This window comes from Candidatus Ponderosibacter sp. Uisw_141_02, from assembly GCF_048087665.1.
GTDB lineage: Bacteria > Pseudomonadota > Alphaproteobacteria > Puniceispirillales > Puniceispirillaceae > UBA3439.
Map to the genome: position 1 here is coordinate 1,424,151 of NZ_CP159807.1, position 19,622 is coordinate 1,443,772.

General features: G+C 50.6%; 20 protein-coding genes. 8 read left to right on the plus strand and 12 right to left on the minus strand.

What is annotated here, in order from left to right; translation table 11 throughout:
• Positions 1 to 180 precede the first annotated feature (180 nt).
• Both ABXT40_RS07220 and ABXT40_RS07225 read left to right on the plus strand, forming a co-directional pair.
• A complete protein-coding gene (locus ABXT40_RS07220; RefSeq protein WP_443644949.1) occupies positions 181 to 921 on the plus strand; it encodes an AzlC family ABC transporter permease in 741 nt (246 codons plus the stop codon).
• Complete coding sequence (locus ABXT40_RS07225; protein WP_443644950.1) at positions 918 to 1,232, plus strand: AzlD domain-containing protein; 315 nt, start codon at positions 918 to 920, stop codon at positions 1,230 to 1,232. Before ABXT40_RS07220 ends, ABXT40_RS07225 begins: the two co-directional genes overlap by 4 nt.
• Before the next feature lie 34 nt (positions 1,233 to 1,266).
• Here the strand turns inward: ABXT40_RS07225 and ABXT40_RS07230 are convergent, their stop codons facing one another.
• Positions 1,267 to 1,584 (minus strand): 4a-hydroxytetrahydrobiopterin dehydratase, encoded by a 318-nt coding sequence (locus ABXT40_RS07230; protein ID WP_443644951.1) that lies wholly within the window; start codon positions 1,582 to 1,584, stop codon positions 1,267 to 1,269.
• 131 nt (positions 1,585 to 1,715) lie between these two features.
• Here ABXT40_RS07230 and ABXT40_RS07235 point away from each other — a divergent pair, with 131 nt between their 5' ends.
• The gene (locus ABXT40_RS07235) at positions 1,716 to 2,189 is read left to right on the plus strand and encodes a flavodoxin family protein (protein ID WP_443644952.1); all 474 of its coding nucleotides are present in this window, start codon (positions 1,716 to 1,718) and stop codon (positions 2,187 to 2,189) included.
• Positions 2,190 to 2,217: 28 nt separating this feature from the next.
• On the opposite strand, the gene ABXT40_RS07240 is transcribed toward ABXT40_RS07235, so the two are convergent.
• The 3 genes from ABXT40_RS07240 to ABXT40_RS07250 form a co-directional block, all read right to left on the minus strand.
• Positions 2,218 to 2,739 carry a copper chaperone PCu(A)C gene (locus ABXT40_RS07240; RefSeq protein WP_443644953.1) on the minus strand — a complete coding sequence of 174 codons (522 nt, stop codon included), beginning with the start codon at positions 2,737 to 2,739 and terminating at the stop codon, positions 2,218 to 2,220.
• A 39-nt stretch (positions 2,740 to 2,778) separates the two neighbouring features.
• The gene (locus ABXT40_RS07245; protein WP_443644954.1) at positions 2,779 to 3,930 is read right to left on the minus strand and encodes an alpha-hydroxy acid oxidase; all 1,152 of its coding nucleotides are present in this window, start codon (positions 3,928 to 3,930) and stop codon (positions 2,779 to 2,781) included.
• Between the two features lie 86 nt (positions 3,931 to 4,016).
• Complete coding sequence (locus ABXT40_RS07250) at positions 4,017 to 4,385, minus strand: c-type cytochrome (RefSeq protein ID WP_443644955.1); 369 nt, start codon at positions 4,383 to 4,385, stop codon at positions 4,017 to 4,019.
• Positions 4,386 to 4,562: 177 nt separating this feature from the next.
• Here ABXT40_RS07250 and ccmE point away from each other — a divergent pair, with 177 nt between their 5' ends.
• Positions 4,563 to 5,000 (plus strand): cytochrome c maturation protein CcmE, encoded by a 438-nt coding sequence (gene ccmE, locus ABXT40_RS07255; protein WP_443644956.1) that lies wholly within the window; start codon positions 4,563 to 4,565, stop codon positions 4,998 to 5,000.
• Here ccmE and ABXT40_RS07260 read toward each other — a convergent pair.
• A complete protein-coding gene (locus ABXT40_RS07260; RefSeq protein ID WP_443644957.1) occupies positions 4,997 to 6,094 on the minus strand; it encodes a DMT family transporter in 1,098 nt (365 codons plus the stop codon). The two genes, ccmE and ABXT40_RS07260, sit on opposite strands and share 4 nt — an antisense overlap.
• Positions 6,095 to 6,327: 233 nt before the next feature.
• On the opposite strand from ABXT40_RS07260, the gene ABXT40_RS07265 reads away from it, so the two are divergent.
• From ABXT40_RS07265 to ABXT40_RS07280, 4 genes are read left to right on the plus strand one after another with little or no spacing between them, the layout of a single operon-like run.
• Positions 6,328 to 7,779 carry an aldehyde dehydrogenase family protein gene (locus tag ABXT40_RS07265; protein WP_443644958.1) on the plus strand — a complete coding sequence of 484 codons (1,452 nt, stop codon included), beginning with the start codon at positions 6,328 to 6,330 and terminating at the stop codon, positions 7,777 to 7,779.
• 4 nt (positions 7,780 to 7,783) lie between these two features.
• Complete coding sequence (locus tag ABXT40_RS07270) at positions 7,784 to 8,764, plus strand: membrane dipeptidase (RefSeq protein ID WP_443644959.1); 981 nt, start codon at positions 7,784 to 7,786, stop codon at positions 8,762 to 8,764.
• 53 nt (positions 8,765 to 8,817) lie between these two features.
• Positions 8,818 to 10,572 carry a hypothetical protein gene (locus ABXT40_RS07275; RefSeq protein WP_443644960.1) on the plus strand — a complete coding sequence of 585 codons (1,755 nt, stop codon included), beginning with the start codon at positions 8,818 to 8,820 and terminating at the stop codon, positions 10,570 to 10,572.
• Positions 10,569 to 11,198: a DUF3726 domain-containing protein gene (locus tag ABXT40_RS07280; protein WP_443644961.1), complete on the plus strand. Its 630-nt coding sequence runs from the start codon at positions 10,569 to 10,571 to the stop codon at positions 11,196 to 11,198. The genes ABXT40_RS07275 and ABXT40_RS07280 overlap by 4 nt, the downstream gene beginning before the upstream one ends.
• Before the next feature lie 69 nt (positions 11,199 to 11,267).
• On the opposite strand, the gene ABXT40_RS07285 is transcribed toward ABXT40_RS07280, so the two are convergent.
• The 7 genes from ABXT40_RS07285 to ABXT40_RS07315 form a co-directional block, all read right to left on the minus strand.
• Positions 11,268 to 12,704 (minus strand): aldehyde dehydrogenase family protein, encoded by a 1,437-nt coding sequence (locus ABXT40_RS07285; RefSeq protein WP_443644962.1) that lies wholly within the window; start codon positions 12,702 to 12,704, stop codon positions 11,268 to 11,270.
• 185 nt (positions 12,705 to 12,889) lie between these two features.
• Positions 12,890 to 13,810 carry a DMT family transporter gene (locus ABXT40_RS07290; protein ID WP_443644963.1) on the minus strand — a complete coding sequence of 307 codons (921 nt, stop codon included), beginning with the start codon at positions 13,808 to 13,810 and terminating at the stop codon, positions 12,890 to 12,892.
• A gap of 15 nt (positions 13,811 to 13,825) precedes the next feature.
• A complete protein-coding gene (locus ABXT40_RS07295; RefSeq protein WP_443644964.1) occupies positions 13,826 to 15,247 on the minus strand; it encodes an aminotransferase in 1,422 nt (473 codons plus the stop codon).
• Positions 15,248 to 15,323: 76 nt separating this feature from the next.
• Positions 15,324 to 16,061 (minus strand): SDR family NAD(P)-dependent oxidoreductase, encoded by a 738-nt coding sequence (locus tag ABXT40_RS07300; protein WP_443644965.1) that lies wholly within the window; start codon positions 16,059 to 16,061, stop codon positions 15,324 to 15,326.
• Between the two features lie 129 nt (positions 16,062 to 16,190).
• Entirely contained in the window at positions 16,191 to 17,105 is a 915-nt protein-coding gene (locus tag ABXT40_RS07305; protein ID WP_443644966.1) for an ABC transporter permease, read from the minus strand.
• A gap of 4 nt (positions 17,106 to 17,109) precedes the next feature.
• Positions 17,110 to 18,372, minus strand: a complete 1,263-nt coding sequence (locus tag ABXT40_RS07310) for an ABC transporter permease (RefSeq protein ID WP_443644967.1) — start codon at positions 18,370 to 18,372, stop codon at positions 17,110 to 17,112.
• Positions 18,373 to 18,455: 83 nt separating this feature from the next.
• Complete coding sequence (locus ABXT40_RS07315; protein WP_443644968.1) at positions 18,456 to 19,547, minus strand: polyamine ABC transporter substrate-binding protein; 1,092 nt, start codon at positions 19,545 to 19,547, stop codon at positions 18,456 to 18,458.
• Positions 19,548 to 19,622: the final 75 nt, after the last annotated feature.

Below are 19,622 nucleotides of genomic sequence, written 5' to 3' on the forward strand. Positions count from 1 at the left end.
TTCGGCCTTAGGAAGTACCCAAAACGGACGTGAATTGCAAGATTGCTAACCATGCATTTACCAGTAATCAAATTTCACGCCCATACAACCAAAAATTCGGCGATAGCTTGCTAATTCCTTGCCCTGCGCTATCATGCCGCTGATCGAGACAACCCCTCTTAAATAAAGAGACATTTTGCCATGCCAAAAGTCCAAAACAGCCCAAAGGCCAGCCAAAACCTGTCGGCAGGAAGCGAGTTCTGGGCTGGCGTTTGCGAGGAAATGCCCCTTATTTTTGGCGTTGCACCCTTTGGCCTTGTGTTCGGCGTTCTTGGCCTCGAAAGCGGCCTAACCCCATGGCAAACAATTTTGATGTCAAGCATCCTGTTTGGTGGTGCCAGCCAAATTGTGTTTGCTCAACTATGGGCGGCTGGTGTGCCAGCCTTGATTGTTGGCGGGTCGGTTTGCGTGATCAATATGCGCCATGTTCTCTATAGCGCATCCATCGCGGCCTATTTGCGTCACCTGCCGCTGCGATGGCGTATTTTACTTGGCTATTTGCTAACCGATGAGGCCTATGCCATCTCGATCAGGCGATTTAAACATGAACCACCTGGCCCTAATCAGCATTTTCACCTACTTGGAAGCGGTATGCTGCTGTGGACAAGCTGGCAATTTTCGACAATTTTTGGTGTTCTAGTCGGCGGCACAATCCCCAATTCATGGTCATTGTCATTCGCCATCCCGCTTACCTTTATCGCTATTGTTGCGCCAATTCTAAAAACCCGCGCCGATCTTGCCGCGGCGGTCTCTGCCGGAACCATTGCCATATTAGGCCAACCACTGCCGTGGAATTTATGGCTTATCACCGCTGCCATTGGCGGCATTCTGGCGGGATGGCTTGTCAGCCGTCTTAACCATCAAGCCGGAGCCACATCATGATCTGGTTCATCATGATTGCGGCAGGCCTGTTTACCTTTGCAACGCGTTTTATCATGCTTAGCAATGGCATTAGCAATCGGCCGCCGCAATGGCTTGTTGATGCTTTGGGGTTTGTGCCAATTGCGGTTCTAACAGCGATTATTGTCCCTGCCATATTGATTGATCCGGCAGACCAGACAATTGCCCTTTGGGATAATCCGCGTTTATTTGCCGCCGCGCTGGCGATCATTGCGGCATTGGTGACGCGGCAGATGATCACCACAATTGCGGTTGGTATTGTCGCGCTATGGGTGCTTCAATGGGCGATGTGATGGACAGCCGCGTGCCGCTGCAAGCCGGATCGATCTAGGCCTTCAACCCGCTATCGACGGCAAGCTGATCACAAATCTTTGCCATTTCCAGATCAAGCGCGGTAATGCCACCGCATGAATGCGTTGCCCAGCGAATCGTCACCTGACGATATTGATTGTGAAATTCGGGATGGTGATTGGCGCGTTCGGCCATCAGGGCAACCCGTCCCATAAACCCGAAAGCAGCGTTAAAATTCTTAAAGAAATAAGTTTTTTCAATGATTTGCAAAGACGCATCTTCGGGCGTCAATTGCCAGCCTTGCCTATCTTCAAGACTGGCGATAATCGCGGCCCGATCGAGGGGTTTATTCATATCAATTTGCCCTTTCCTGCCAGAACCGGCATTGGCTTTGGTGTGTCTTGCATCGCAAGCTGCATGCCGCAAATTGTGCCAATGAGCCAGCTATCATTGCAATATAGCCAAAACAGCCTAAAATTTCACCCATGTCAAAAACCCTGTTAATCATTGCCCATACGCCATCGCCAAATACCGCCGTGCTTGCCAAGGCGGGGCTTGATGCCTGCCTTGGTTATAATGGCTATGATCAGGGTGCGGTCAAAATACGCTGTGTCTCGCCATTTGATGTGACCAGCCCCGATCTATTGGCCGCCGATGCAGTCATCATCGGCACAACCGAAAATATTGGATATATGGCTGGCGCAACCAAGGATATGTTTGATCGTTGTTATAATGACTGGCTGGATCACAGCGATGCCAAGCCGGTTGCGATCTATATCCGCGCCGGATTGGACGGCACCGCAACCAAGCGCGCACTGACAAGCATTTGTGGCGGCCTGAAATGGCGACTGGTGGCCGAGCCTTTAATTCTGCATGGCGATTGGAATGATGGATTTTGCGAGCAGGTTGGCGATCTATGTCTTGGCGTGGCAGCTGGGTTAGATGCCGGCATCTTCTAGGCTGGTGGCCGTGCGCATGATGGCTTTGCTAGTTGCTTTTCGGCATATTCATTGAGTGCGCGTCGGGTGAATGCGTATCAGATGAATGCGAAGACGGCATTTTCAAATCGGCAGGGCGTTTGGCAAGACCGGTTAGTTTGACCTTTCCGGCTTTTTCAAACACGAACGTCACTTGGTAACGTTCGTCAGCATTCAATGGCGCTTTCAACCCGATCAGCATCACATGAAACCCACCAGGTGCCAGCTGGATTGTCTTGCCAGCCGGAATAGCAATGCCGCCGTCAATCTGCCGCATTTTCATAACGCCATTTGTGATCTCCATTGTGTGAAGTTCAGTTTTGCGGGAAAGGCTGCTTTCAGCGGCCAGCAACCGGTCGGCCATGGCACCATGATTTGTGATCGACAAATAGGCAGCGCTGCTTGGCATTGATCCGATCGTTGCGCGAAATTGCAGCGTCCCATACATCAGGTCAGACGCCATCGCCGGTGACAGCATCATCAGACCCATTAAAACAGCAGCAAATATCCGTTGCAAAATCAAAGACAGCATCACATCACCATTCTTGCGCTGAAAACAACCTAGCCAGGGCTAGCCATTTCCAAGCCGCTTGACCTCATCAATCGACGACAGGCCAAGCTGCGCCATTACATCGCAAACTTCTTCCAAAAGGATTGAGGCCGCATGCTCCCCGCCTTTGTTGCCAAGGGCGGCAACGGCATACATGAAACCGCGGCCAACAAGCGCAAAATCAGCGCCTGCCGACAATACCCGCACAATATCAAGCCCCGACATGATACCACTGTCGACAATCAGCGGCACATCCTTGCCAACCGCAGCGCGAATGGCTGACAGCTGTGCCAAAGGTGGTGGTGCTGCATCTAATTGACGGCCACCATGATTTGAGACAACAATGCCATCAACGCCAAGCTTGATCGCCCGCGCTGCATCTTGTCCATGAAGAACCCCTTTGAGATAGATTTCGCCATCCCATTCGGCGCGAATTTCAGCTAGATAATCCCAATCAAGCGAGCCGTTTAGCTGATCGCCGATGAATTTGGTGATGCCCATCGTCCCATTATTCTTGGCATAGGGTTCCATATTGCGAAAGCGTGCCCCGCCATTCAGCAAGGTCCGCACTGCCCATTCCGGACGAAGCATGCTTTGCCAGATGACGCGCGGTGAAAAGGCCGAATTACCTCGGCTGCCAAGTGGCGCGCCCGCAATCCGCATGCGCTCGCGGCGGCTTGGTGATGGCACATCAGCGGTCACAACCAACGTTGTGTAGCCGCAGCCCTTGGCGCGCCGCAGCAAATCACGCATCAGATCACGGTCACGAGGGGCATAAAGCTGAAACCAGCCCATTTCACCCGCAGATTCGGCGATCATTTCGATTGATTCACCAGCCACCGTGCTCAGCGTATAGGGAAAGCCGTGTCTTTTGGCAGCGCGACCAATAATCGATTCCGCCCCGGGCCAGATCAATGATGACAGACCAATAGGCGCCGCACCAAACGGCGCCTTGAATGTTTTTTTGCCAAGCTTGGTTGTTAAATCGGGATCGACCCGCCCTCGCATGAATTGCGGTGTTAGCTCGATCGAGTCGAGAAAAGCCCTGTTTTCGTCTTTGGCGCGATCATGGCCTGTTCCTGAGTCAAGATAGGCAAACACAAATTTTGGAATGCGTCTCGACGCAGGCTTTTTCAGATCCGACAAGCGCGGATATTTGTTCATCAAATCCATGATTTATTCGCCGTAAAAAAGCTTCCAAGAAGGGCCATAGCCCGCAACAAACCAAAACTGACGCCCTCTCCTGCGAGGGCATCAGGCTATTTTGGTGATTTTAAATAGGCAATCACATTGGCAATGTCGGATTCTTTTTTCAGGCCAGCAAACGACATTTTGGTGCCTTTTAGGTATTTCTTTGGCTTAGCAAGGAAACCGGCCAAAGTTGCCTCATCCCAAACCAGACCCGATCCAGCCATCGCTTTGGAATATTTGAACCCGTCAACCGCACCAGCTGCACGGCCAATGATATTCACCAAATGCGGGCCAGATTTGTTTTTTTCCCGATCAACGTAATGACAGGCCTTACATTTCTTGAATACTTTTGCACCTGCAGCTGCATCGCCAGCCTGTGCCGGAGCTGCCATAAGAAGTCCTGCCGCTGCTGCGGCGATAAAAACATAATTTTTCATAAATTCCTCACTACGTTCCATAAATTAGTAACACTTGTTTACAGCGTTTGACAACGCTACACAATAACCTGCGCTGTCTTGCCGCGACCCTAAATTTCCGGCAAACTATTGTATGTTTCTAATCTTCTGGTAAGCAGCGTTATCAAATCCCTGATGATACGCATCAACGAGGCATCCATGTCACCAAAGGCCAAACGGTTATCAATCATCGCGATGATCGCAGCATTGGTTGGCGTTGCCGCCATGCTTGTGCTTGGCGCGCTTCGCGACAATATCGTTTTTTTCTATACGCCAACCGAAATTACCACCTCAGGAACAAAGGCGGGGCAGGCATTGCGGCTTGGCGGGCTGGTCAAAGATGGCAGCGTCAAGATCGACGGATTGCAATCTGTTTTCACGGTCACCGATGGTTCAAATGAAATCAGCGTCCGCTATGACAATGCGTTGCCAAGCCTGTTTCGCGAAGGCCAAGGCGTCGTTGCCGAAGGGTCACTTGCCAATGGTGAATTTATCGCAACCAATGTTTTGGCCAAGCATGATGAAAATTACATGCCTGCCGAAGTTGCTGAAAAGCTAAAGGATACAGGCGTCTGGAAGGGTGGCAAAGCCGACTAGACGGCGCTGTTATCACTTTTTATGGGCTTAATCCTTTTGGGCCTAATCTTTTTGCCTAATTCTTTTTGGTTTGGCGCTTTCACATCCATATCTTGCGGTGCCGCATCGGCAGGTTCTACAATCGCGGCGGTTGCCGGCATCGGGCTTGACGTAATCACGTCAATCGATTGGACATTTTCACGATAAAGCGTGTAAAGCCCGCCCGCCAGAATAAGCGTTATCCCAATCATAACCATCTGATCCGGCCATTCATCCCAGATCACGACACCCCAGAAAACACCGAACGGAATCGCGACATATTCAAATGGCGCAATGACCGATGCCTCGACCGAACGATAGGCGTTGGAGGATGCGTAGGACAATAGCAGAACTGAAAAGCTGCAAATCACCAGATAACCAAGGTTGGTCAGAGACATCAGTGATGGCGCGCGAAGCAGAAAATCAATTGTCGGATTACCCGATTGATCAACTGGCCAGATCATGTTCACAAGCATGAACAGCGCGCCAATCGTCAAATAGCAAATATGCTGAACCGCAACCATGCCCGATAGATTGCCAACCGATTTTAGGCGTCTTGTCCATATCTGAAAGGCGGCATAGCTGAAGGCCGACATCACAACAAACAAGGTTTCCACCTGAAACTGAACCCCGCCGGGCCGAATGATAAACAAAACCCCAGCCATGCCAGCTGATACTGCGGCCAAACGGTGAAGGCCAATTTTCTCACCAAGAAATGGCACTGATAGAATTGTGATGATCAATGGTGATACAAAGAAAATGGCGATCACATTTGCCAGCGGCAACGTCCCTAGCGAAACGAAAAACAGCACCATCGCCAGCACAAGACACATGCTACGGGCAAAAAACAGCCAGAAAACTTTTGCTGGCAGCGCAAACATTGCCTGAATACTGCGGCTGAAAATGCCAAGCATGATCAGCGTCATTCCTGCCCGCAAAGCGACCAATTGGCCAAGCGAAACATCACCACTCATCAATTTAATCAATGCGTCATTAAGGGGAATAATTCCCATTGCCAAAGCCAGAACGCCAAGGGCGAAATAGGGCATCGACATACGATCAGTGATCATTTTCATTCGCTGCCGTCCTTTGCATGACATTGCGAAACTATCAGGCCGATAGGACATGATATCCGCATCACTTAAATCCCGCTTATCAGGAAATGACAAGTCATGCAAATGATTGCCAAAAAACTGATATAACCAGATCAAGTAAAGGGGTTGTGTTCAAATCCTCTTTCGGTCAGTCTGACCCATGCCAATCAAATGAATTCTTGCAGATATTGGCAATATGAAAGGCGCAAGAGACCATGTCAGAAACCGGACAGAATTTTATTGCAGGCGCGTGGTGCGATGGGCAAAGCACAATTACCAATATCAACCCATCCGACCTTAGCGATCAGATCGGCCATTACGCGCAGGCAAATAGCGCCCAGCTTGATCGCGCCCTAGATGCCGCCCAAACCGCCCAGAAAAAATGGGCCGCCACCGGTCTTGAGGCGCGTCAAACCATCTTAATGAATATCGGCAATGAATTGATGGAACGCCGCATCGAGCTCGGCACCCTTCTTAGCCGCGAAGAAGGCAAACCATTGGCCGAAGGCGTTGGTGAAATCTACCGAGCCGGCCAGTTCTTTACCTATTATGCTGCCGAAGTGCTTCGCCAGATCGGTGACACGGCCGATAGTGTGCGTGACGGCATCGAAATTGATGTTCGGCGCGAACCGGTTGGGGTTGTTGCGATTATCAGCCCTTGGAATTTTCCAACCGCAACAGCAGTCTGGAAAATTGCGCCAGCGCTGGCTTTTGGCAATGCGGTTATCTGGAAACCGGCAAATCTGGTGCCGGCTTCGGCTGTTGCCTTAAGCGAAATCATTTCGCGTCAGGATATTCCGCATGGGCTGTTTAATCTGGTGATGGGCCCGGGCGGCAGCATTGGCCAAAAACTTGTCGAATCTCCGGCGATAAACGCGATTAGCTTTACCGGCTCGCTGGATGTTGGCAAACAGATTGCCACCGCCGCCATTGCCAATCTCACCAAAGTTCAAATGGAAATGGGGTCAAAGAACGCGCTTGCCATTATGGATGATGGCGATCTTGATCTTGCCGTGGCAACCGCGCTTGGCGGCGCCTTTGGCGGGACGGGTCAAAAATGCACCGCCTCGTCACGGCTTGTTGTGCATGAGGCCATCCATGACGAATTCGCCGATCGGCTTGTTGCCGCAGCATCGGCAATGAAGGTTGGGCATGCCTTGGCTGATGGAACGCAAATCGGCCCCGTAGTAAGCGCCGGACAATTGGCCGAAAACCTGCAATGGATGGAAACAGCCAAACAGGAAGGCGGCGAGGCACTGTGTGGCGGCGAGACGGTTAGCCGCGATCATGATGGCTATTACATGACGCCTGCGGTTATTGGTGGCACGAAAAATGACTGGCGCATCAATCGCGAAGAAATGTTTGCTCCAATCGCCTGTATCATCAAGGTCGGCTCATATGATGAGGCGCTTGATGTCGTGAATGACACTGATTTTGGCCTAACATCGGGGATCATCACCCGTTCGCTGGCGCGAGCAACGCATTTCCGCCGCAATGCCCAAACAGGTGTTGTTACGATCAACCTGCCAACCGCAGGCACAGATTATCATGTGCCATTCGGCGGACGCGGCAACAGCTCATACGGCCCGCGCGAACAAGGAAGCTATGCCGCCGAATTCTATACAATCGTGAAAACCAGCTATATTGCCGCTGGCAAGCCGGAATAATCTGATGCATCTCATCGACAATCTTCAATATGCAAATTGGTCAGAAAAAATCTTTCGGCAAATGCGCGAAGGCTGCGTTGACGCGGTTCATGTGACGATTGCCTATCACGAAATGTTTCGCGCAACCGTTACCAATATCGAACAATGGAATCGCTGGTTTGAACGCTATCCCGATCTGATTTTTCATGGCACCAGCGGCGATGATGTGCGGCGTGCCAAACGCGAAGGCCGAACCGCGATCTTTTTTGGATTTCAAAACCCGTCACCAATTGAAGATGATATTGGGCTTGTTGAAATTTGTCACAGCCTCGGCGTTCGCTTTATGCAGCTTACCTATAATAACCAGTCGCTTCTTGCCACGGGTTGTTATGAAGATGAAGATACCGGCATTACACGCATGGGTCGCCAAGTCATCAAAGAAATGAACCGTGTTGGCATGGTTGTTGATATGAGCCATTCGGCCGAACGATCAACCTTGGAGGCCATTGAAATTTCGCAACGCCCAATTGCCATTACCCATGCCAACCCCTATTTCTGGCATCCGGCCAAACGCAATAAATCGGATGACGTGCTTCGCGCGCTTGGCCAATCAGGTGGCATGCTGGGTTTCTCGCTTTACCCGCATCATTTAAAGGACAAATCAGAGTGCAGCCTGACAAGCTTTTGCCAGATGATTGCCGACACTGCTGATTTGATGGGAATCGACAATATCGGCATCGGATCCGACCTTTGTCAGGACCAACCTGACAGTGTGGTTGAGTGGATGCGCGTTGGCAGATGGACAAAAGAAATTGATTATGGCGAAGGATCAGCCAGTCATGCAGGCTTTCCTCCAATGCCAAACTGGTTTATAGATAATCGCCATTTCGGCGCGATTGCAGATGGGTTAAGACAGCAGGGATTTTCCGAAAAAGACACACATGCAATTATGGGTGAAAACTGGCTTCGGTTTTATGATGAAAATTTTGGCGCTGAAACGGCCTGATTAGGTTTCTTGGCGCAACAAGCAAAATGGTTTGGTTAATGGAAACACCAGAGATGAAACAAGATAATCCGGCCGCATCACCGCCGCCAGTGCCGTCTGTTGCGCTTCGTCCTGCTAGTCAGGTCATGACCTTGGCACGGATGGGGTCATTTCATCAAAGCCGTCTTAGCTTCATGCGCGTTTTGTTGCGCCGCCTCAAAGCCGAGAATTGGCAATTCAAACAAAGTCGTTGGTTGATTGATGCCAACGGTGTTGGCGTTGCCACCTATGAGGCCATTGGCCCTGAGCGAAGCTATACATTGGTTGCCTTTGCGCATGATCTGCCAGCCGAAAAACGGTCAGATCGGGTCATCGCCGAAGCATGGGATGCCACCTTTACGCTTCATGATGGCACCATAAGCGATGCAGATATTGAACGGCTTAGGCAGAATGTTCCGCTGCAAGAGGCTGGCCGCATTTCAGATGATGAATTTGTGCTGTCACGCGCAAACCGCTCGGTTCGGCTTTTTGACTATGTTCGTGATTGCCTTGCCGCTGGCAGCCAGCCCGACCTTGCGGTGATCGAACCTGTCGGTTACTTCATGCGAACAACGGCCGTTTACGGATCTGGCAAATTTGGCGCTGCCGATCGTGATATCTGGGCAAACCGGCCTGAATTTTCGGGCTCGTTCCAGCCTGAATTGCTTGCCGTCTGGTTAATCCGGTCATTTACCATTGATATTGTCGAACATATGGCTGCGGTCAAAGCGCCAGCAAAGGCGGTCAAGCTTGATCCCGATATTCGCCGCCGCATCGGTGTTGGCAATTCAACTGGTCTTGGCATGGCACCATTCTTGATTAATCACCCTTCATTGATTCACGCATGGATCAATGCGCGTGAAACCGCTCTGGCACGCGTGCGGGCGCTTGCCGCAACCGATCAGGCTGGCCTCGCCGGTTTTCTGACGATGATCGCCAAAGCTGCCAAAAACGCGGAAGAATGGACAACCGACAGCCCTTATCAGCATGGCAAAACCCAATCATTGCGGCATGATCTTGTCCGGCTTGACACGTTTGTGCGCGGCCTTGACGTTGATATCGACCAGCCTTGGGACAGCATCTATCGTTGGGGCGAGGCCAATCTCAGCCTTGAAGGCCAGGAACAGCTTGTATCGCTTCTGCTTGAAGAGCATGGCGACCTGATTGACGATTTGGCAATCGGCATGGCATCGGATGAGGCAGCACATTTCCGTATTGATGGATCAATGCCCTTATCATTGCTGCGCCAGATGATGGACACCACCTATAGCTGGACCAAGGGCATTGATTATTCGCAAAATGATTCGCTGGCGCGGGTTTGGTATGTGTCTGAAGAAAAGCTTGAGCCGCGGCTTGGTGAACGATTTGAAGAACCAATCGAGCCTTATGAGCAACCGCTTGCCCCCGGCCATGATGCCGTTCGGGCGATGAAGGCCATTGATCAATGGATCGAAAATCCCGCCAGATCAGGCGACGATAATGTTGCGATGTTTTTGCTGAAACATCCAGAGCACCGGCATATTGTTCGCCGCATGCAAACCGTTTTCACCCTTCCCTATGCCGAAATTCAGGACAATACGATTTCAGCAGAAATGCAGCCAATTGATTTGCTTCGTTGTAAATTGTCCTTTTTCGGCGCGTCAAAATTTGACCCGCGTTCGGATCGGTGGTTGCGCATTACAATGTATCAAGGCGCGCCCTTCCCCGATGAATTGGCAATGCTAGACCCTGATAGCCTGTTTTATCCACCGCTTGCCAGCACTGGCAGACCGGATCATGAAAGGGCATGAGCTGGTCACTTGGTGAAATCGGCGCCCTAGCCACCAAGGCGGCACGCGGAAGCGGCATGGATTGGGGGCTTGCCGACGAAGCTGGCTATGCTGTGAAATGGCTTCAACGCCGCCAATTGCCCGGTGTTGCCGCGCTATGTCGATATCTAAGCTGGCGGCAAGCCGGTGAAATAACCATCTGGCCCAATGATACAGCGCGTGATGGTCATTATTGTCCAATTGCCACTGGCGCTGCCTATGGTGATGGTGTGTTTGGGGATGAAGTGCAGTTTGCCCGCGTCCGAACGCCGTTATTGCTGATTCCCTTTATCGCGCTTCGCGCTGCAAACAGCCCTATTTGCCTATCTTTGGGCAAAGCTGTTTTTGCGCTAACCCAGGATAAATTTGGATTTTCAAAAAATGACACGGCGATTTTAATGGATGCGTCAGCCTGCCAAATTTACGCCGCATCTGATGACGAAGTGCCTGAGATGATGACCATCGCCAATGCCGCAATTCCCCGCGTTCCGCAAACAGCATCAGCCTGCATCACGGTTTTGAACGTCTTTGCCAAAAACACCTATGCACCAGCAACCGAGGCATCACGCCTTACCGGTGCTGGTGCTGGGCTGAATGATAATGATTAGGCGGCAGGGCTGTCGTCACTGACGCAACTGAAACAACTGCATTGATTTGATCAGCCCCGATAGGCGGTACTAGACAATGCCACTAATGGTTTTTATTTCGAGAAATTCTTCAATCCCCCAAAACCCGCCTTCACGGCCAACGCCTGACTGCTTGTAACCGCCAAACGGGCTTCCTGCCGCACGCGAAGCGCCATTGACCTGAATCATACCAGCGCGCAATCTTGCCGCAACGCGCTTGGCGCGTTCTTTATCACCCGTCTGGATATAGGCCGCCAGTCCATACGGCGTGTCATTGGCAAGGGCGATGGCTTCTTCTTCGCTGTCAAACGGCATCAATGCCAGAACAGGGCCAAAAATTTCTTCGCGGATAATCGTCATATCGGCTGTCGCATCGGCAAACACCGTTGGCTTTACAAACCAGCCACGATTCATGCCCTCAGGACGGCCAACGCCGCCAGCGACAAGCCTTGCCCCTTCATCAATGCCAGCTTGGATCATGCTTTGCACCTTGTTGAATTGTGCTTCAGATACCAAAGGCCCGATGTGATTTCCCGAATTTGACGGCAGATCAACCTTGGTGGCATTGGCTTTGGCGGCGGCGATTTCAACAGCCTGATCATAGACGCTTCGCTGAACCAGCATGCGTGTTGCCGCATTACAAGATTGCCCTGTATTATTGAAACAGAAAGCAGCGCCCATGCGAACTGCCTTTTCGACATCGCAATCATCAAAAACCAGATTTGGCGATTTGCCGCCGAGTTCGAGCGAGACGGTCTTCACCGTATCTGCAGCTGCCTTGCTGATCAAAATACCGGCGCGTGTTGAGCCGGTAAATGACACAACATCAATATCTGGATGTGATGATAAGATCGTGCCAACACCGGCACCATCGCCATTTACCATATTAAATACACCTGCCGGAAAGCCAGCCTCATCAATCATTTCGGCAAAAAGAATACTGGACATTGGGGCAATTTCAGACGGTTTCAGCACCATTGTGCAGCCTGCCGCCAGCGCCGCCCCAACCTTCAGAACAACCTGATTCATCGGCCAATTCCACGGGGTAATCAACGCGGCAATACCCGCCGCCTCAAAAGCAATATCTTGGCCTTCGACACCTTGCCGCAATGGCCGTTGAAATTCCATTGTGCCAAGCGCCCGAATAAATGCCTTTAAATGGCTGATGCCCGATCCAGCTTGATCACTGACCGCCATATCAATTGGCGCACCCATTTCGGTTGAAATCGTTGCGCCCATTTCATCATTGCGTGCGATATAGACATCAAGCAATTTTTGCAAATAGCCAGCACGGTCAGCCGGGCTTGTCATCGACCAAGCTGGAAAGGCAGCTTTGGCCGCGGCAATTGCCGCCTCGGCATCTTTGGCACCGCCAAGCGTAATTGTGGCAAACGCATCTTCGGTGGCCGGATTCAAAACAGGAAAGCTATGCCCATCTTGTGATGGCACCCAAGATCCGTTGATGTAAAATTCGGTTTTATCCAGCATAAAGCCTCCAAGATTATGGTCGTGGCCGCCATAAGCGCCGCCATTGCGTTTTTCGAAATTGAGTTCTTTTGCCCAAGATTTCTTTTGCCCAGGCAAGTGCCACAAGCCAGCACCTTATGGCCAAATTGCACCTTGCAAACAACTCTTGTCAAGCTATTGATAACTGCTTGATATAGAGGTTTTGCTTAGGTTTTCACCTTGCCGCGCTGCGCCAAGAAAATCCCGCCAAGCACCATAAACAACGCCACAAGATGATGAATATACATGGTTTCGGACAAGATCAGCATTGCCAAAAAAGCCGCAAATATTGGCACCATATTCACATAAAGCCCAGCGCGGTTCGCACCCGCCAGCGCGACGCCACGCATATAGAATGTTTGTGACAGAATTGACGGAAAGATTGCTGAATAAAACAGTAACAAGCTGCCTTTGACCCCGGGAAGCACCAGATCGCCATTCGCATATTCGGCGATCAGAAACAGGCTACAGGTCAAAAAAGCACAAAAGGCGAAAAAACATAAAAGCAAAACCGGCGGCATTTCAAGCCGCTTTGCCAGTGCAACCGTGTAAGCACCATAGCACAGACATGCCGCAACCATCAACAAATCACCAAAGTTGAAACGAAGCGCCAAAATCGTGGCCAGGCTGCCAGCACTAACCAGAACCAAAATACCGGTCAGTGATGAACAAAGACCAAAAAATTGCAGCCAGCCAATGCGGGTTCGATAAATCAGCCAGCCAAGCAACATAACAACCGCCGGAATCACCCCTTGCATAATGCCAAGATTGACCGCGGTCGTATATTGCGCCGCATAGACAAGAAGCAGGCTGAAACCGGCAAGTCCGCCACCACCCATGGCAAACACCCAACGCCAGTTCTGTAAAGCCAACGGTACATGGCGTGGCAAGGTTTTGCGATAGATCACCAGCAAAATAAGAAAGGCACCAAGCCAGCGCAATTGCATCAGCAAAACCGGTGAAATTTCGCCAACCGACATGCGCAATGCCACCGCATGACCTGCCCAAATCAAGGTTGCCATCAGCAATACCGCATGCGCGCTGCCCCAAAAGCGGCCAAGCACCAACACGCATTGCTGTTTGATCATAACATGGCCATCAGATTAACGAAGCTTTGCCGCAAGCGCGCTAACTTCATCAAGACCAGACTCAATACGGTCAAACATATCGTCAATTTCTGCAGCAGTGATGATCAAAGGCGGGCAAAAGCCAATGATATCACCCGGCAAGGCGCGTAAAATCACCCCATGTTTCTGAATGATGGCAACCGCTTGCGCAGCAATTTTCTGGCTTGGTTCAAATTTTTCACCCGTTTGGCGATTGGCGGCAAATTCCATTGCACCAATCAGGCCAATCGCCCGCAAATTGCCGATGAAATCAAATCTGGCAAGCCGTTCAATCCGGCTTTTGAATTGCGGGGCAATGCGCCTGACATGGCCGACGATATCGCGTTCCTGCATCAATTGCTGCGCCCGCAAGGCCACCGCGGCGCAAACCGGATGCGCCGAATAGGTATAGCCATGCCCAAAAATGCCAAGCTGTTCTGCCTGCTTGGCGATTGGCGCATAGACCTTTTCCGACAGCATCACCGCCGAAATCGGCAAATAGGCCGATGACAACGCCTTGGCACAGGTCAGCATATCAGGGCGGATATCCATGGTTTGAGAACCCCACATATTGCCCGTACGGCCAAACCCGCAAATCACCTCATCCGCGACTAGCAAAACATCATATTTTTCCAGAACAGCACGAATTTTTTCAAAATAGGTTCGTGGTGGAATAATCACCCCGCCTGCCCCCATGACCGGCTCGGCAAATAGCGCGCCCACGGTTTCTGGCCCTTCTTCGAGGATCAGCGTTTCAAGATCAGCGGCACAACGGCTGGCAAAATCTTCTTCACTTTCGCCGTCTTTCGCACCGTTATAAAAGTCGGGCGCGGTTGTGTGTTTGACGAAATCTAGCGGCAGACCGAAACCATCTTGCGCATAGGCAAGCGCGGTCATGCTCGCCGCCGCCATAGTCACCCCGTGATAGCCTTTTCGGCGGCTAATGATTTTGCGCTTTTCCAGCCGGCCAAGCGCCGCATTGTAATACCAGACCATCTTCATGGCGGTATCATTCGCCTCTGATCCAGATGCCGCAAAAAACACTTTGCTCATCACGCTGTCACCGCCAGCAGGCGGGGCAGAGGTAATCAAGATTTCGGCAAGATCAATCGCCGGATTGACCGTTTTGCCAGCAAAGCTATGATAGAAAGGCAGTTTTTTGAATTGCGCCATTGCCGCATCAATCAATTCAGGTTCGGAAAACCCAAGCGATGTACACCAAAGCCCGCTCATCCCTTCATAAAACTGATTACCAGCATCATCAACAACAAAGACACCATTACCCTGTGCCATGATATGCGGCCCCACATCACCAAGCATTGCCGGATTGGTATAGGGATGCATATGAAAGGCAATATCGCGGCTTGCCGGTGAATTGCCAGCAAGCTGTTGTTCGGATGGGGGGATGCTTTGTGTCATTTCAACTGTCCTAAACGTCCAAGATTACTAGCCAAGATTGCTGGCCAAGATTACTGATCGAGATTAATAGCTAAGCCTAGACATGCTGGCCACCATTCACATGAATTTCCGATCCATTTAGATATTGGGCCTGATCACTGCAAAGAAAAAAAACAGTGTCAGCAACTTCATCAGCATTGCCAAACCGGCCAAGCGGAATTTGCGGAATGATTGTTGCCTCGCTATCAGGCGACAGAATATCGGTTTTAATCTCACCCGGGGCAATGGCATTTACCCTAATGCCACGCCTGCCAAAATCAGACGCCATTTCGCGGGTCAATGCGCTAAGCGCGGCTTTCGATGTGGCATAGGCCGAACCGGCAAATTCATGAACCCGGCTTCCGGCAATCGAGGTTACATTCACAATCGAGCCATCACCTTTGCCAAGCGAGTCGCATAGTTTTTGCGCCAGCATGATTGGGGCAAAAACATTCACCTGATAAACATGCTGCCAAAGATCAAGCGATGTTTTATGACAATCAAGGCGGCCACCATCAGGCGTTTTCGGTGAAATTGCAGCATTATTCACCAGCGCGTGAAGTGGTTTGCCATCAAGCCGCGTCAATAATTCTACCGCGCCACGGCTTACATCTTCAGGCGATGATAAATCAATTTGCAGATGGTCTTCTGGCCCCGCTTCCCACGGGCAATTTTCCGGAAAACCATGGCGTGAACAGGTGATGACGCGCCAACCAGCGCTGGAAAATCGCTTTACGGTTGCATGGCCGATGCCGCGGCTTGCCCCTGTTAATACCAGAATTTTTCGGTCATCCATGAATCATGAGCCCCTTTTCCCTGTCCATTCCACGCAGCCGAGGTCACCCCTGAAACGGCTACAGAAAATGGCTTTGACTTTTATGTCAGGGTGACGTCAAAAATGATTAAGGTCAAATGGACAGGCTGACTAGCTGCTTGTGATCCCGCGCAGCCGTTCAGAACGCCGCCGCAATAACTCCAAAACCGTCAAAAGAATGATCGATAAGATCACCAACAGCGTGGCAACGGCAAGAATCGTTGGGCTGATCTGCTCGCGAATACCCGACCACATCTGACGCGGAATCGTTCGCTGTTCCGGACTGGCCAGGAACAGAACCGCCACCACTTCGTCAAATGAGGTGATAAAGGCAAAAAGGCCGCCTGAAATAACCCCGGGGATAATCAATGGCATCTGCACTTTGCGAAAGGTGGTAACCGCCCCCGCGCCAAGCGATTGCGATGCCCGAACGAGCGATTTGTCAAAACCAACAAGGGTTGCTGTTACGGTAATGATCACAAAGGGCGTGCCAAGAACCGCATGCGCCATGATCACGCCAAGATAGGTTTGGCTCAAATGCACCTGCGAATAGAAATAGAACATGCCAGCTGCGGTAATAATCAATGGCACAATCATCGGCGAAATCAGGATCGACATAACCAACCGGCGATAGGGCATTTCAGACCGGCTAAGACCAATTGCCGCCAATGTACCAAGCGCAGTTGACAAAAGCGTTGCACAAATTCCGATGAAAAAACTGTTGCGAATGGCTCTGATCCATTGGCCATTATTCCATGTATCGGCAAGCCATGCCCAATCAAATGGCGCATCCGGCGCCTTCATACCATTGCGCAGAATATCCTCGTACCAGCGAAGCGAATAGGCTGCGGGGTCAAAATTCAACATGCCCTTGGTAAAGCTGAAATAAGGCTCGACATTGAATGACAGCGGCAAAACCACAATGATTGGCATGATCAAAAACAGGAAGATCAATCCGCAAATGCTGCGATAAACATAATGCCAGATATATTCACCAGTGCTGGTATAGGGAGGAAGCTTTGCCATATTATTATCCCAGCTTCATGTTATCGATACCGATAACCTTGTCATAAGCCCAATAAAGAACCAGAACGCCCGCCAGCAAAATACCGCCAAGCGCCGCGGCAAGCGACCAGTTCAGCGACTTCTGCATATGATAGGCAATCATATTTGAAATCAATTGACCATCCTGACCACCAACAAGCGCTGGTGTGATGTAATACCCAATTGCCAGAATGAAAACCAGCAAACCGCCAGCACCAATCCCCGGAATTGTTTGCGGCATGTACACCTTGATAAAGGCCATTGTCGGTGTGGCACCAAGCGAGCGTGCGGCGCGCATATATGATGGTGGAATGGTTTTCATCACTGAATAGAGCGGTAAAATCATGAATGGTAGCAAAATATGCGTCATCGCAATGATCGTACCAGTCATATTATAGATCAGCGAGAAGCGCGCATCATCTGCAGTGATGCCAACAAAAACCATCAGATCATTGATCACTCCTTGCGATTGCAAAATGGCAATCCACGCTGTTGTTCGCACCAAAAGTGATGTCCAGAATGGCAGCAAAACCATGATCATCAGCAAGTTAGATGCGCGCAATGGTAAGGTTGCCAGCAAATAGGCAACCGGATAGCCAAGCAAAAGGCACAAGCCCATAACCGTTGCCGAAATCAGCATGGTACGCCAGAACAGCTTTACATATATTTGCCGGTTTTCATCCTGCCGGACAAAGCCTTGATCAACTGTATAGCGTCCATCAAGCGCGGTGGCGTAAAACCCCGGTGTAAGGTCCTGAGACGTGATCTTCATGGCCTGCCAGACTTCGATATTGTTCCATTTCTTGTTGGCCTTGATGACGCTTTCTTTGAAAGGTGGCTTTAATTTTTTAACCTTGCGTGCAGTTGATGTGAATAATGATCGCGTTCCGGGAAATTCTTGGTTCACACGCGTAGCAGCCCGGCCAATTGTCCGATCGGCACGCGCAGTTTTTAAATCGGCAACCAACGCCTCATACATCTTTTCATTCGGCTCGGTTAGCCCATCCCACATGGTTAATTGCTCGGTCAGATTCGGCATGTGGGAAGAAAATCGATCGTTGTAGACCCCTTGCCACATCAGCGCAAGGATCGGGATAACAAAGCTGGCCATGACAAAAGCAAACAAGGGCACCACAAGCGAAACAGCACGAACACGGCTACGGAATAAAGCCTGCGCCAGCTTTTTCTTCAGCGGTGTCCCATCAGCCGCGGTAATTGGCTCGAGAGAGGCCGTTTGACTATCTGCCATGATGAAAATAAATCTCAGTTAAAAAGTGACTAATAAAAAGCGGTCACATGGCAAACTCCATGTGACCGCTTTGGTTTTTGGTTTTACTTTGACAACCAAGCGTTGAAACGCTCGTTCAACTGGTCAGCATTATCTGCCCAGAATTCAAAGTCGTTCTGCAAGGCATTTTTAAAGTTTGCAGCAGCTGTAGGCATATGATCTGCCATTTTGATGCTATCATCAGAATGGAAAGTACCAATACGAGCTTCAGATGATGCACGTGCTGGGCCATAAGAGATCCATGATGCCTGCGCAGCAAGCTGCTCAGTCGCTGTTGAGAAAGCGACGAAATCAAGCGCTGCTTCTTTGTTCTTTGATCCTTTTGGAATCACCCAGAGATCAAGGTCATAAATCTGACCGTCCCACACCATTTCAAATGACTGGCCTTCAGCATTTTTGGCATTGAACACACGGCCGTTCCAAGCAGTTGAAAACACAACTTCACCGTCAGCAAGCAGCTGTGGTGGCTGCGCGCCAGCTTCCCACCAGACCACATCGTCTTTGATAGTATCAAGCTTGGCAAAGGCGCGTGCAACGCCTTCTTCGGTTCCAAGAACGTCATAAACCTCGCTGACAGGAACACCATCAGCAATCAAGGCAAATTCCATGGTCACTTTTGGTGACTTCCGCATGCCGCGCTTGCCCGGAAATGCCTTGGTGTTGAAAAAATCAGCCATTGTGGTTGGCGTATTCCAGTTACGTGTTTTGCTTGAATCATAAGCGTATACGGATGACCAAACGATGTTTGCGACCGCACAATCATGCAATGTACCTGGCAAAAAGTCTTCGGTTGCTGGCGTGCCATCGGGTGCAGGTGGCAGGATTGAATGATCAATTGGCTCCAAAAGACCTTCATCACATGCACGAATAGCGTCTGACAATTCAACGTCAACAACGTCCCATGTCACATTTCCGGACTCAACCTGAGCTTTGATCTCGGCAATACCCCCGCCGTAATCTTCCGAAACAATGGCTTTGCCAGTCTTTGCCATCCAAGGCTTATGATAGGCCTCAACCTGTGACTTTGTATATGCACCGCCCCATGACACAACTGTCAAATCAGCTGCCATTGCTGCGCCGCTAACAAATGCTGAAGCACCTGCAATCGCAATTATTTTTTTCGTTAATCCAGACATTATGTCTACTCCCTTTGGTTGTTCGTGCGTTTTAAGAGCCACACTACTCTATTTTAATAGCCACTACCCGTTAAC